A 12,516-nucleotide genomic window follows, 5' to 3' on the forward strand; every position below is an offset into this window, starting at 1 on the left:
CGCACAGGACGGGCCCGCGAGCGGGCCCGTCCGGCCGCACCTGCACCCCGTACGTGTCCCCCGACGAGTTTTCGCCTGCCGGGCGTCAAAGGAACGGGCACAGTCGTGTCCCGAGGTGACGAAGCCGTTCGAGCCGGCGCCGGTGGCGGAGGAGAGTGATGCGTGATGAGGCTTGTCGTACAGGAGTTCCTGACCCTGGACGGTGTGTCCCAGGGCCCGGGGTCCCCCGACGAGGACCGGAGCGACGGCTTCGACCAGGGTGGCTGGTTCGTGCCGCACATGGACGAGGAGTTCGAGGCTGTGGCGGCAGCCTGGCTCGGCAAGGCCGACGCGCTGCTCTTCGGCCGCCGCACCTACGAGAACTTCGCACGGGACTGGCCGAAGATGACCGAGCACCCTTTCGCGCCTCTCATGAACGGCCTGCCCAAGTACGTCGCGTCCCGCAGCCTGGAGACGGCCGGGTGGAAACCGACAACCGTCCTGAACGGAGATGTGGCCTCCCAGGTCGCCGAGCTCAAACGGCAGCCCGGCCGGGACCTGCAGATCCACGGCAGCTCCACTCTGGCCCAGTCGCTGCTGGCCGCGGGCCTGGTCGACGAACTCCGGCTCGTGATCGCCCCGGTGGTCGTGGGCCGTGGCCGACGGCTCTTCCCGGACGGCGGTGCCCCGGCCGGCCTGCGACTCGTCAGCCACAGGACGACACCGCGGGGGCTCTCGGTACACGTCTTCGAGTCGACGGGGTCGCCCGAGCACGGTTCTTACGGGGCCGGAGCCTAGACACACCCGGCGCACACGGATCGCGCCCTGGCGTCGTCGTCGGCCGGCGACGGCGCCACGTCGTGCCCGGCCCCGGGCACGTGTCCCGGTACAGAACCAGCCTGGCGTCGCACCCGCGGCCGGACCGGAAGTGCGCGCAGCCGGCTGCTACCGTCCCCCGCGCCCCTTGTCCTGCAGGCGGCGGCCCTCGTCCCGCAGTCGCGGGTTCTGCAGAGCCTTGCCGTCCGCTTCCAGCATGCGCCCGCGCAGCAGCTTGATCGCGGAAGCCATCCTGCCCATGGAGATCACCTCATGTCGTTCGAACGGACCGGGTGCCCTGAACCGCCTCGCAGGCCCGCTCCCACGCTGCGCGCCGGTCCTTCTCACCCATAATTTTTCCCGCCTCGCGAAAGCGCGTGCAAGTCCGCGGGGCCGCGCCGCTCCCTCCGCACGGATCAGCCTCTGCCGAGCAGGCGGACGCACCGGCCCGAGTGTGCACGGCGACCGGGATCCAAGAGGTCCTGGGCCGTTCCGTAGTCGCGCCGACGGCCCGGCACCGCCGCACACCCCGGTGTGGGACGGCGGGCGCCGGGGGCGGCCGTGCAATGGGCAGGGCGGCCCCCGACGCGTCCGGCCGACACCCGGAACGGATACCCGCGAACCCCTGCCGGACGTTCCGTCGCTGCTGGATCGAGCATCGATCTCACGCTCCGGCGAGTGGCTGGAACGCGTCGTCCCCCTGGGGCGGCCCCCTGGCGGGCGCACCTGTCCGAGCCGTGGGAAAGCGGGTTCCGGTGGAGTCCGGGCGCGCGCAGGTGCCCCCCGGGGCCCCCATGTTCGCTGTGGTAGAAACAGACCATGCCAGAGGAGACGGCCGCCGAGGGGGACCACCGGAGAGCGTCGATCATCGCAGCGCTCCGTGAAGGTGTGCGCCGTGTCGACGATCTGGCTCGCGACTGCGGCGTCAGCACGATGACCATCCGGCGCGATCTCCAGGTGCTGGAACAGCGGAACGAGATACGCCGGGTCCGCGGCGGTGCCGTGCCCGTGGACGCGTGGACCTTCGATCATCGCCTCGGACGCTCCGCCGCGAAGGACGCGATCGCCGAGAAGCTCCTGACCCTCGTACCGGACAAGGGCGGTGTGGGCTTCGACGGTTCGACGACCACCCACAGCCTCGCACGGTGCCTGAAGGAGCAGCCGGTCCGCGATCTGACGGCCGTGACAACGGGCTTCCAGACCTTCCACGAGCTGTCCAGGACCCCCGGCTGCAGGGCCTACGCCACCGGTGGTGCCGCGGACCGCACACCGGCAGCCTGGTGGGCCCGCTGGCTCAGCTGACGCTCCAGCAGTTCGCCCTGCACACATGCTTCCTGTCCGCCACCTACCTGGACGACTCGATCGGGACGACCGAGTTCACCGCCGACGAGGCAGCGGTGAAGGGCGCCTTGAAGGCTGTCTCCCGGCGGACCGTCCTGGCCGTCGACTCCTCGAAGCTGGGCAGCCGCACCGTGGCCAGGTGCCTGTCGCTGGACGAGGTCGACATCCTGGTGACCGACCTGAAGCCGGAGGACGAGCGGCTGGAGCCGTACCGAAGCCTGGTCGAGCTCCTGTGACGCCGGGCCCACGGGCCTGACGGGCCCCGCCCGTGCGGCGCACCCGGCGCCGGTCCGGGGACGAGGCCGCCACGCGCGCCACGATGCGATCTTCCCCGGGGACTCTCCGGTCCACGCGACGGACGACGGACTTGGGCGGTCGACGCGCGTACGCGTTCGGCCGCACCCACTCGGCTCCCGCGGAACGCCGCCTCCCGGCCTCCTCGCCCGATGGCGTGAGGGCCGGGAGGCCGGGGTGTGTCAGGTCCCGCTCCAGGACCGGATCCCCGTCTAATTCCGGGCCGCCGCCTTGCCTGCGCTGCCGTTGATGACGAACTGTGATCCGGGTTCGATCACGACGTCACCGTCGGCCGAGCCGGTGATGGTCACGTGCGTCAGGGTCGCACTGCCGCGGGCACCTCCATGGGCCAGGATCCCGGACCCGTTGACGGAATTGTGGATACGGACGCCCGAGACCTGCGCCCCGGGGACGGAGCCGCCGCCCGACTTGAACTGGATGCCGTCGTACGTCGAGTCATGGATGTCGGTGTCCCGGATCGTGACACCGGGAATGTCCTGACCTGCCGCGAACAGCGTGATGGCACCGAACTCCTGGGCCTCGCCCCAGAAGGCCCCGCCCGTGCGGTGGAGTGCGTTGTTGGCGATCAGCGTCTTCCCGGAGAAGGGCAGCGGATCATGGTCCGTCGCCAGCATGATCCCGGGGTAGTTCATCGTGTCGGAGATGATGTTGTTCTCGATCGTGTTGCCGTAACCTCCGTAGATCGCGATGCCGTTGGCCCTCCACGGCAGCTGGATCGTGTTGTTGCGGAAGTGGTTGTCATGGCCGATGTCCACCGAGGGGTTCTTCACGTACTTGCTCGACCACACGGCCAGCGCGTCGTCACCGGTGTTCCTGAACGACGAATTGAACACGGTCGAATTACGCGTTCCGTTGGCGAAGTTGATGCCGTCCGCGTAGGTGTTCCGAATGCGCATGCCGGTGAACTCGACTCCGTCGCCGGGCCCCCAGAGGTCCGGGATGTTGTCGTGGTCGCGACCGACCCAGACTCCCGCGTTCGCGTGCTCCAGCCACACGTTGGTGATCTCGGTGTCCTTGCCGAAGCGTCCGTTCAGGCCCACTCCGCCCTCGGCGTTGCCGTCCCCGCCGCGGATGGTCCCCGAGCCGAAGATCGCCAGGTCCGAGATCTTGGTGTTGTCGTCGATGTCGAATCCGAAGTTCCCCTCGTGCGGGTGGTTGATGCCTCCCGCGTCCTGGGGCTGGGTCAGGGTGTACAGCTGGGAGTGCCACATGCCCGCGCCCCGGACCGTGACGTCCCTGATCCCGACCTGGTTGAACTGACCTCGGTTCAGCGGGTCGTCGGTCAGGATCTTCTGCTCCTGCCTCCACTGCCCCTGTGGGATCCACACGCAGCCGATGTCACCGTTCTGATCAGCCGTCACCGCCCGCTGGATGGCGTCCGTATCGTCGATCCCGTCGTTCGGGACGGCCCCGTACGTCGTGATCGAGGTACATCCGGCCGGCTGGCTCGCCGGGGGCGCCACCTGCTCCAGGTCGACGAGGTCGATGATGTAGAAGGAGGCCGAGTCACCCGCGTCGCGCTGGAGACGGAACTTCGTCCCGGCGGGATAGGTCCGGCCGAGCAGGGCGTTGGACTCGTCGAACAGCCTGCGGGCGTCAGCCTGCGGCTGGTTGGTCAGACCTTCCGGGCTGTCGGTGTCGCCGTACAGCCAGCTGTGCTTGGAGGAGAGAGTCAGCTTCCGGACGAAGGTGTTGTCGGCGTACAGACTGATGGTGGCCTCCGCCCCGCCGCCTCCGGGGGCGTCGGGGACGGAGTTGCGTACCACGATCGAGTTCGACGGCACGGTCGAGGTGACCTCGACGTACTCGCCGGTGGAGTTCAGCCGGACGGATTCGCGGCCGGACGACTCCGTGGCGAAGTTGGTGTGACCGAAAGTGCGCTTCTGGTCGGACTTGAGCAACGTCCCCTTGTAGGAGCCCTGTTCCGCCTCGTACTCGGTGTAGGGCACCGCCGCTCCGCGACCGACCACCAGGGCGCGTGAGAATACGTTGTTGTTCTCGTTCGTCTCGGTGACGACGCCGGTCGCGTCCGCGGTGGCGGTCAGATTGGCCCCGCCGCTCTTCGCGGTCCAGTTCCCGCCGATCGCCACGGTGACCGTACCTCCGGCGGGGACCGCTCCGGTCGCGCCGTTCAGTGTGGTGTCCTCCACCAGGAGTCGGGTGACCGTCGGGGAACTCACTTCAGCCGTACCACGGTTGCGGACGGACACGCTGAAGGTGACCGCGGCCCCGACGGCTGGGCTCGACGGACTGGAGGTGATGCCGAGCACCTCCAGGTCGGGCCCGGGGCTCTGGCCGACCACGAGCTTCGAAGAGGCGGTGCGGCTGTTGTTGCTGTTGTCCTGCTCGACCACCGTGTCGGTCGGGTCGACCACCGCCGAGACGCCGTAGGTACCCATCGGCCGCTTGCCGACGCCGACCGCCACAGTGACCGAGGCTCCTGCGGCGAGGCCGTTCACCTGCGCACTGCCCGCGACCACGCCCTCCAGGCTGACCTCGACAGCGGTCGCGGAGGCTGCCGCCGAACCTGTGTTGCGCACAGTTGCGTCAACGGTGACGTCGTCCTTCTCGGACGGCGAAGCGGGTGACCACGTCAGTTCGGAGACGGTCAGGTCAGGGTTGGGCGCGGCTGTCCCGACGACCTGGATCTCGGCGACCTGGGCACCGGGCGCGCCGGTGTTGGTGAAGAACGAGAGACGCACGTCCGCGTACCGGCCGCTCACCGGGATGGTCACCGTGTTCTGGTTGCCCGAAGGGTCGAACACGTGGTCGGCTCGGTCCTTCAACGACGTGAAGCCGGTGGCGGCTTGGGCGCGCCCGAGCACCTGGAAGCTCTGGGTGCGGGTCGCCCACACCTGTTCCGGGGAGAGCTTGACGACGACGGCCTCGACGTCGGCGTCGGCACCGAGCTTCACCGTGAGCGTCGAGGGGTGACCGTTCGACTCCCAGTAGGTACCGGGCTTGTCGTCGTTGGCGTTGGCCGCGACGTAGGTCTGTGCGAACGACGACGCCTCGATCGGCTTGTTCGACGCCAGGTTGGAGCCGTTCGCGGGCGGCGGCCCGGCGTCGCCCTCTCCGTACACCTCCACCTGGGAGAGCTGCGCGGCGTTCCAGCCGGTGTTCGCGGTCACCTGCACCCGGATGTACCGCACCTGCTTCGCGGTGAAGCCGATGGTGACGGCGTTGCCCGCAGACGGGCTGAACACCCGGGCGGCCGCAGCCGACAGGGCGCTGTAGCTGCTGCCGTCCGTGCTGCCCTGGACGCCGAGTGTCTGGGTCCGCTGCTCCCACGTGTTCGGCAGTTTCAGCACCACCTGGTCGACGTCGAAGCGGCTGCCGAGGTCGATCCGCACCCACTGGGGGAAGGTGCCCGGGCTCTCCCAGTAAGTCTGCTGGCTGCCGTCGGTGACGTTCGACGCCGGATGGGCGCCGTGCGACCCGCCGGCCGTCACCTGCTTACCGAGGGCCAGGTCGGGGCTCCGCTCGGCCGCCGAAGCCGTGACCGGCAGCAGCCCGACGGTCATCAGTGCGGCTGTCACCGCACCGGCGACGAACCGCCATCCGAGTTGCTTCCATCTCATGCTGTCCTCTGTTCCGTGGGACGACGGGACCGGGAGAGCACGGCGGCACGGCCGACCGCGCGACGCGTGAGCCATCGAGCGGTCGGCTACGGCCGGGTACTGGCTGCCGGTACACCGATGGGGGCGATCGGGGATGCCGGCAGGAGAGGGAGCAGGCCGCCCGCCGGGAACTCGCGCTTATTGCATAGGATTTTGAGTGATCCGGTCAATAATTTGCAGTGCCGAGGTGACAGGTTTCTAGCAGGCTGCACTTTTGTCAACGGTCCTCACACCGCCACCCCCTCACAGACGCAGTCGAGGCAGCTCAGCACCCCCGGCCGAGTTGCGGAGGCACGAGACCCAGAGGGGGATGACAGCTATTTGAACTTGACTACCATTTTCATATAGCGTCCGGTCATCGGTATCGAAACCGGCCCAGGAGGTCCTGATGGCAGTCCCGAAGCGGAAGATGTCCCGCAGCAACACCCGCCACCGCCGCGCCCGATGGAAGGCCACCACACCCCAACTCGTCCCGGTCACGATCGACGGGACCGTCCGTCAGGTGCCTCAGCGATTGGTGAAGGCCTACGAGCGCGGCCTCCTGCACCCCGAGGACTGAACGCTTCACACCCCCGGCCCTCAGTTCCGGCGCCGCTCCCCCGGATCAAGCCCGCCGAGCAGACGGGAGACGGGCGGGGCGAGGGGCACGCATGTCCCTCGCCCCGCCTTCGCGCTGCCGCCCTCGGCCCGGGAGGGCGTGCGAGGCAACCGTGACCCCGGTCCCGACCGTCCGCACCGAGACGCCGGGCACACATGGAGCCCCCAAGGCCGCCTGAACACCCGGGCCGTTGACCCGCCCGCACACCCTTGCCGCGGGACCGGGTTCGGCACGCGGCACGCGGCACGCGGCACGCGAGGCGACCACTGCGGTCGGCATCCACCGGAGACCGCTGCCGCTCGGGCCCATTCACCTCCTCGCGCCGGCCACAACCGCGAGTCACTCCGGCGCCGGACCGACACCGGCGACGCCGCGCGCCGAATACAGGGCAAGCCGAGCGCATCACTTCGGCCCTGCGGGAGCGCCCGCACCACAACGAGCCGGGGAGGAAACCGCGGCCGGCACCGTCCGTCGCGGCGGAACCCGGCGACCGCCGCACCGGCATCGCCCCCCGGCAGGCAAGCCGCGACCGAGGCGGACGGCGCCCGGCGACCGGACATCACCCACCTCGGCCTGCGGGGTGCCGTTCACCAGGACGACTTGGTCACCCCGGGCAGGAATCCGGCGTGGGCCTGCTCCCGCACCCGGACTCGGGAAAGCCCGAACTTGCGCAGGTACCCCCGGGGCCGTCCGTCCACACCGTCCCTGTTCCGGACCCGCGTGGCGCTGGCGTCACGCGGCTGGCGCCGCAGCTCCCCGACGGCCGCCGAGCGGGCGGGATCCCCCGCCCCCGAGCTACGGATGATCTCCTTCAGCTCGGCACGCCGGGCCGCGTAGCGCTCGACGGTCGCCCTGCGCTTCTCGTTCTGCGCGATCTTGCTCTTCTTCGCCATCAGACCCGCACCCCACGCGCCCTGATGCGGGCCACCGCGGCCTCGATGCCGATGATGTCGATCGTCCTGATCGCCTTGGTGCTGAGCGTCAGCCGCACATTCCGGCCCTCACTCGGCAACCAGTAGCGCTTGCGCTGGACATTCGGGTCGAACCGACGCGAGGTGCGCCGGTGCGAGTGGGAGATCTTGTTGCCGAATCCCGGCCGTGCGCCGGTCAGTTGGCAGTGCGCGGACATGGAGATACCTGCCTCTCGTTGACTCAGGCCTCCGTATTGAAAATGGAAACCATTGCCATATAGTAGCGTCATGGCTCGCAACGAAGTACGCCCGATCATCAAGCTCCGCTCCACCGCCGGAACGGGTTACACCTACGTCACCCGCAAGAACCGGCGGAACAACCCCGACCGTCTGGTGCTGCGCAAGTTCGACCCACGCGTGCGTCGCCATGTCGACTTCCGCGAAGAGCGCTGACTCCGCGCCTCGTCCGCACCACTCCCATGTGAAGGGCCCCACCATGAAGCCAGGTATCCACCCCGCGTACGGCCCGGTCGTGTTCCGCGACAAGGCGGCCGACTACGCGTTCCTCACCCGCTCCACCCTGACCAGCGAGCGCACGGTCGAATGGGAGGACGGCAACACCTACCCGGTGGTGGACGTCGAGATCTCCTCGGCGAGTCACCCCTTCTACACAGGCACCGCGCGGGTCCTGGACACGGCGGGACGCGTGGAGCGGTTCGAACGCCGCTACGGCCGCCGCGAGGACCGGTGATGGAGCAGGACCGCGTACTGCCCGTGGTCATCGTCAGCGGGCTGCACTCCGACGCACGCCGCGAGGTGGTGGAGGGACTGCTCAGCAGGGTGCCCCGCAGTGTCGCACTGCACCACGACCTGAGCGCCGCGCACAGCGGAGCCGTCGGCCGGACGGTCCGCGACGCCTCCGGCGTGCTGTCGCGCGGCGAGACGCCGCTCGTGAACGACTGCGCGTGCTGCGCCATGCGGGAAGACCTGGTCCCGGAACTGGAACGGCTCGCGGCCGGAGGAAGCACCGAGCTCGCCGTCGTCGACCTCTGGGACTCCGTCGAGCCGAAGGCCATGGCAGAGGTCATCGACCTGCACTGCCGGGAATGGGCCGACGTCACCGGTGTGATCACCGCGGTCGATCCCGCGCTCGCACTGCCCTGTCTGGCCAACGGCGACGATCTCGCGGAGGCGGGTCTGGCAGCGGCACCCACGGATCAGCGCACGGTCGGCGACACCTGGGCACGGCAGTTGGAGTACGCGTCCGTGATCGCCCTCGTCGACAGCCAGGATGCGGACGCCCAGGACCGGGCGCTCGTCGCACAGTTGCACCCGACGGCGCCACAGGTCCCCGCCGGGTCGGACGCCCTGGCGGAGCTCGCCCTGGCGGGCTTCGACGTGGAGGCGGCGGCCGCGGCACAGCACCCCGCGTGTGCCCTTCTCCCCCAGGAGGCGGAGGAAGCCGGTGTCAGCACCCTGGTCTGGCGCAGGCACCGCCCGTTCCACCCGGAGCGGCTGTTCGAGGCATTGGAGGACCTGAGCTGCGCGGCCGCCCGCAGCCGCGGCCGCTTCTGGCTCGCCGACCGGCCCGAGACCCTGCTGTCCTGGGATGCCGCTGGTGGCGCGCTCTGCGTCGAGAACTCCGGCCCCTGGCTCGCCTCCCTGCCCGACGCCGCCTGGGACATGGTGCCGCCGTTCCGCCGCGCCGCCGCCGCGCTCGACTGGCATCCCGGCCTCGGCGACCGCTGCCAGCACCTGGTGTTCGTCTCCCCAGCCCTCGACCGCGACGGCCTCACCGCGCTGCTGGAATCCTGCCTGCTCACCGAAGCCGAGTACGCGGCAGGCCACGAGGCCTGGAAGCGGCTGCCCACCGCGTTCGGCCCCCTCCTCGACCCGATCAACTGACCGCCGCCCCACGACTTTCGAAGGAATGCCCGTGCCACGCCGCCAGCCCATGCCACGCCGCCAGGAGATCCGGACCCCCCTCAAGGCCCGCCCGAATCCGCTCGACGCGGCCAGGATCACGTACGTCGACTACAAGGACACCGAGCTGCTGCGGAAGTTCGTCTCGGATCGCGGGAAGATCCGCAGCCGCCGGGTCACCCGCATCACGGCGCGGCAGCAGCGCCAGGTCGCGACCGCCGTCAAGAACGCGCGGGAGATGGCACTGCTTCCGTACGCCGGTACCGGCAGCTGACCGTCCCCGGCACGTCTCCGGCTGTTCCCCGCCGAGGACGCTCGGTGGCCGACGACTCCCGGGGGCAGGCGAGGGCGGGCGGGGAACGCCGGGGGCCGAGGACGGTCGGTAGTGCCGCACCAGGCAGAACTCGTGTCCCTCGGGTTCGGCCATGACGACGGCCACACCCTCGTCGTGGTCGTGCCGCTCGCCGGTACCCCGGCTTCCCGGTATCCCTCAATTGGCCCGCGGAGCGTGGACGATGTCCGGCCTCGGGGCTCATTCATGCCGTGGCCCAGGAAGTAGTGGACCTCGTGCGACTGCATGTAGCCCTTGACGGTCATGTCGTTCCGGTAGGCGGGGTTGTGGGCGAGGGTGTACAGGCGCGTGTCCGTCGGCCGGTCCGTGGTGAAGACGATGAGTTCGTCGTGGTCGGCGTCGGTGTACACCGCCTCCTCCCTCAAGTCGCCCATGATGTCGCCGACCGAAGTGGGATTGCCGGCGCTGCCCACACCTGTCGCACCGAACTTCGACGTGGTCAGCACCCTCGGGAGGCTGTTGCTCGGTGCGGGGCTCTCAGGGTTCCACTTCTCCAGCTTGCCGTTGTTGAGCAGTTCCATGGTGACGTCGCCGTCCCACCAGATGCCCAGCGCCGGCCAGGGGGCGCGTACCGCAGGAGGAACGTACCCGCCGTCTGGCCTCCGGGGCGCTCAAGCACTTCGCCGACCGCGGTGTGCCGGGCGGCGACGGCTTGTTGAGCCTCGGGTGGTACCGGCCGTTCCTGCCCGTCACCCAGGCGTACTCCGGCCCGGCTTCTCCCTACTGGGCGGGCAAGGCGTTCCTCGGGCTGCTGCTGCCGCCCGGACACGCGGTGTGGACGGCACGGGAGGAGGCGTCTCCCGTCGATGTGGACGACCGGTACCTCGCACTTCCGGCGCCCGGGTGGCTCCTCCATTCGACGGCGGGCGACGGCATCGTCCGTCTGGTGAACCACGGCAGCGACCGGCTGCCCCCGGCACCCGCGCCGGCCCACCACAGCCCGCACTACAGCCGGTTCGCGTACTCCAGCGTCACCGCGCCGGAGACACCTCCTGAGGGTGAGCCCGACGGGCCGGACAACCACGTCGCGCTGGTCGGGCCGGAAGGCCCGCCGACTCTCCGGGGCCGCATCCATCCCCTGTACACGCGTGGTCGGATCGCCTCCTCGTGGCACACGCCGGTGGCGGCCGGGGGCGTGGACGAGGACGGGTCGGCCATCGTCTCGGCCAGCGTCGTGCACGGCCCGTGGGAGGTGCGTGTGCACCTGGTGCGGGCGTCCGCGGGGATCTCCGTACGGGAGGGCGGCTGGGCCGTGGCCTGCGACGACGCTCCCCCGGTGGCGGAGACCGGCCCGGGCTGGGCGCTGGCCCGCAGAGCCGACGACCGTACTCGTCGGGGTGCTCGGCTGGGACGAGGACGGGCAGAGCCCCGTCGGCGAGGTGGCGCAGGCGTGCGACCGGAACGCCGTCGGGTACTACTCGGCGACTCCTCTGCTGCGCCTGGCCCGCCACCCGGGCGGCACACGGCTGCTTGCGACGCTCGTGGTGCTCACCTCCGATCCGCAGGTGCACGAGGACGTCCCGGGCCTGCGCGGCCATGTCCGGGTCTTCCCTGCGTCCGACGGCACGATCGAGGTCCTGTTCCCCGACGGCACGAGCGCCTGTGTCCCGGGAGGTCCGCTCACCGCCGACCCCGGCGTGAAGTGAACGGCTCTGCCGCCGGGGCGCTGTACGGGACCGTCACGGGCCGGCCCGGTCGGACGGCCGGCCGAGTGCTTCCGTGACCGGGGCACGACCTCGCCGTCGGTAGTGCGGCTCCCACGGGCGCGCGCGAGGTTTCCGACGGAGACCCAAGCCCCTCCCGGCTATTGAGGGCTGTCCACCTCTCCGGTGCTCAGCGCGGTGCCCGCTACCCGATCCAGGCCGCATGGGTTAGGTTAGGCATGCCTAAGTAGCAATAATAAGGTCTCCCCGCCCGCTCCTCTGGAGAACTTGGATGCGTCCTTTCAACTCCCGCGTCACACAGCCCACCCCCGCAGAACGCGTGCTGGCGATCCTGACCGCGGCCCATTCGATGACGGTGGTGAGCGACGGGCTCGACCCCGTCGAGGTGCACCGCCTCGACGGCACCGCCGCGATGGGCCACATCCATCTGCACGAACCGTCCGAGGCCGGCCCAGCGCCACAGGGGCCGCGCATCCCGGTGCGGCTGGAGTTCACCGACATCGCGCCCACACCCGTGCGGGACCGGACACGCGCCCGCGTCACGGTGACCGGCCTGCTGTCGGCCCCGTACAGCACGGAGGGCGCGGAGAGCACCTGCATGGAATTCGGCCAGGCGGTCTTCGAGGACCACAGGGGGCGCGCCTTCGTCACGCTGGACACGCTGCAGGAGACGGCCCCCGACCCGATCGCCACCAGCGAGGCGGCGATGCTGACCCATCTCGTGGACGAGCACGGCGAACTCGTCCCACTGCTCCTGCGCCTCGTGCAACCGCAGCCGGACAAGGGCGTGACGCGCGTCCTCCCGCTGGCGATGGACCGCTACGGCGTGACCCTGCGGCTGGAGCACCCGGGCACCCACCGCGATGTCCGTCTGCCCTTCGCCAAACCCGTGGCCCGCCTCGATCAGGCCGGCCCCCAGATCCACGCCCTGCTGGCCGCCGCCCGTCGCGCCTCCCACCGCAACCGACTGCTCACCTGACCGAGCCGGAACAACACG

At 70.2% G+C, this 12,516-nt stretch carries 12 protein-coding genes and 3 pseudogenes; 10 read left to right on the plus strand and 5 right to left on the minus strand.

The genetic code is table 11. The features are described from left to right. The first annotated feature begins 165 nt into the window (after nucleotides 1–165). Entirely contained in the window at nucleotides 166–777 is a 612-nt protein-coding gene (locus HED23_RS19445; protein WP_203184675.1) for a dihydrofolate reductase family protein, read from the plus strand. 147 nt (nucleotides 778–924) lie between these two features. Here the strand turns inward: HED23_RS19445 and HED23_RS35715 are convergent, their stop codons facing one another. Beyond that, nucleotides 925–1,056 (minus strand): hypothetical protein, encoded by a 132-nt coding sequence (locus tag HED23_RS35715; protein WP_274383035.1) that lies wholly within the window; start codon nucleotides 1,054–1,056, stop codon nucleotides 925–927. A 558-nt stretch (nucleotides 1,057–1,614) separates the two neighbouring features. Between HED23_RS35715 and HED23_RS19450 the strand changes: the two are divergent. Further along, a pseudogene (locus tag HED23_RS19450) lies at nucleotides 1,615–2,372 on the plus strand (DeoR/GlpR family DNA-binding transcription regulator). 270 nt (nucleotides 2,373–2,642) lie between these two features. Here the strand turns inward: HED23_RS19450 and HED23_RS19455 are convergent. Continuing rightward, the gene (locus HED23_RS19455) at nucleotides 2,643–6,032 is read right to left on the minus strand and encodes a CARDB domain-containing protein (RefSeq protein ID WP_203184676.1); all 3,390 of its coding nucleotides are present in this window, start codon (nucleotides 6,030–6,032) and stop codon (nucleotides 2,643–2,645) included. A 427-nt stretch (nucleotides 6,033–6,459) separates the two neighbouring features. On the opposite strand from HED23_RS19455, the gene rpmF reads away from it, so the two are divergent. Further along, entirely contained in the window at nucleotides 6,460–6,630 is a 171-nt protein-coding gene (gene rpmF / locus HED23_RS19460; RefSeq protein WP_203184677.1) for a 50S ribosomal protein L32, read from the plus strand. A 626-nt stretch (nucleotides 6,631–7,256) separates the two neighbouring features. Here the strand turns inward: rpmF and rpsN are convergent. Both rpsN and rpmB read right to left on the minus strand, forming a co-directional pair. Next, nucleotides 7,257–7,562 (minus strand): 30S ribosomal protein S14, encoded by a 306-nt coding sequence (gene rpsN / locus HED23_RS19465; RefSeq protein WP_203184678.1) that lies wholly within the window; start codon nucleotides 7,560–7,562, stop codon nucleotides 7,257–7,259. Continuing rightward, nucleotides 7,562–7,798, minus strand: a complete 237-nt coding sequence (gene rpmB, locus HED23_RS19470) for a 50S ribosomal protein L28 (RefSeq protein WP_203184679.1) — start codon at nucleotides 7,796–7,798, stop codon at nucleotides 7,562–7,564. Before rpmB ends, rpsN begins: the two co-directional genes overlap by 1 nt. Before the next feature lie 70 nt (nucleotides 7,799–7,868). Between rpmB and rpmG the strand changes: the two genes are divergently transcribed. Genes rpmG through rpsR form a run of 4 tightly spaced genes read left to right on the plus strand, consistent with a single transcriptional unit; the run spans nucleotide 7,869 to nucleotide 9,777 of the window. Continuing rightward, nucleotides 7,869–8,033: a 50S ribosomal protein L33 gene (gene rpmG / locus HED23_RS19475; protein WP_203184680.1), complete on the plus strand. Its 165-nt coding sequence runs from the start codon at nucleotides 7,869–7,871 to the stop codon at nucleotides 8,031–8,033. A gap of 43 nt (nucleotides 8,034–8,076) precedes the next feature. Further along, on the plus strand, nucleotides 8,077–8,331 hold the full coding sequence (locus HED23_RS19480; protein ID WP_203184681.1) for a type B 50S ribosomal protein L31: 255 nt from the start codon (nucleotides 8,077–8,079) through the stop codon (nucleotides 8,329–8,331). Next, nucleotides 8,331–9,485 carry a CobW family GTP-binding protein gene (locus HED23_RS19485; protein WP_203184682.1) on the plus strand — a complete coding sequence of 385 codons (1,155 nt, stop codon included), beginning with the start codon at nucleotides 8,331–8,333 and terminating at the stop codon, nucleotides 9,483–9,485. Before HED23_RS19480 ends, HED23_RS19485 begins: the two co-directional genes overlap by 1 nt. Before the next feature lie 49 nt (nucleotides 9,486–9,534). Then, a complete protein-coding gene (rpsR, locus tag HED23_RS19490; protein WP_203187560.1) occupies nucleotides 9,535–9,777 on the plus strand; it encodes a 30S ribosomal protein S18 in 243 nt (80 codons plus the stop codon). A 314-nt stretch (nucleotides 9,778–10,091) separates the two neighbouring features. On the opposite strand, the pseudogene HED23_RS35915 reads toward rpsR, so the two are convergent. Next, nucleotides 10,092–10,376 (minus strand): annotated as a pseudogene (locus HED23_RS35915) (hypothetical protein); the annotation flags it as partial. A 113-nt stretch (nucleotides 10,377–10,489) separates the two neighbouring features. Between HED23_RS35915 and HED23_RS35330 the strand changes: the two are divergent. The 3 genes and pseudogenes from HED23_RS35330 to HED23_RS19500 form a co-directional block, all read left to right on the plus strand. Then, a pseudogene (locus HED23_RS35330) lies at nucleotides 10,490–10,588 on the plus strand (DUF2264 domain-containing protein); the annotation flags it as partial. A 604-nt stretch (nucleotides 10,589–11,192) separates the two neighbouring features. After that, entirely contained in the window at nucleotides 11,193–11,501 is a 309-nt protein-coding gene (locus tag HED23_RS35335) for a hypothetical protein (RefSeq protein WP_238442357.1), read from the plus strand. Nucleotides 11,502–11,790: 289 nt separating this feature from the next. After that, the gene (locus HED23_RS19500) at nucleotides 11,791–12,498 is read left to right on the plus strand and encodes a DUF2470 domain-containing protein (protein ID WP_203184683.1); all 708 of its coding nucleotides are present in this window, start codon (nucleotides 11,791–11,793) and stop codon (nucleotides 12,496–12,498) included. Nucleotides 12,499–12,516 lie beyond the last annotated feature (18 nt).

Source organism: Streptomyces pratensis (genome assembly GCF_016804005.1).
GTDB classification, from domain to species: Bacteria; Actinomycetota; Actinomycetes; order Streptomycetales; family Streptomycetaceae; genus Streptomyces; species Streptomyces pratensis_A.

Bases quoted from the DNA above. Each gene is read 5' to 3' on its own strand.
- HED23_RS19445 (WP_203184675.1), top strand. From the start codon at position 166: ATGAGGCTTGTCGTACAGGAGTTCCTGACCCTGGACGGTGTGTCCCAG.
- HED23_RS35715 (WP_274383035.1), bottom strand. From the start codon at position 1,056: ATGGGCAGGATGGCTTCCGCGATCAAGCTGCTGCGCGGGCGCATGCTG.
- HED23_RS19455 (WP_203184676.1), bottom strand. From the start codon at position 6,032: ATGAGATGGAAGCAACTCGGATGGCGGTTCGTCGCCGGTGCGGTGACA.
- rpmF (WP_203184677.1), top strand. From the start codon at position 6,460: ATGGCAGTCCCGAAGCGGAAGATGTCCCGCAGCAACACCCGCCACCGC.
- rpsN (WP_203184678.1), bottom strand. From the start codon at position 7,562: ATGGCGAAGAAGAGCAAGATCGCGCAGAACGAGAAGCGCAGGGCGACC.
- rpmB (WP_203184679.1), bottom strand. From the start codon at position 7,798: ATGTCCGCGCACTGCCAACTGACCGGCGCACGGCCGGGATTCGGCAAC.
- rpmG (WP_203184680.1), top strand. From the start codon at position 7,869: ATGGCTCGCAACGAAGTACGCCCGATCATCAAGCTCCGCTCCACCGCC.
- HED23_RS19480 (WP_203184681.1), top strand. From the start codon at position 8,077: ATGAAGCCAGGTATCCACCCCGCGTACGGCCCGGTCGTGTTCCGCGAC.
- HED23_RS19485 (WP_203184682.1), top strand. From the start codon at position 8,331: ATGGAGCAGGACCGCGTACTGCCCGTGGTCATCGTCAGCGGGCTGCAC.
- rpsR (WP_203187560.1), top strand. From the start codon at position 9,535: ATGCCACGCCGCCAGGAGATCCGGACCCCCCTCAAGGCCCGCCCGAAT.
- HED23_RS19500 (WP_203184683.1), top strand. From the start codon at position 11,791: ATGCGTCCTTTCAACTCCCGCGTCACACAGCCCACCCCCGCAGAACGC.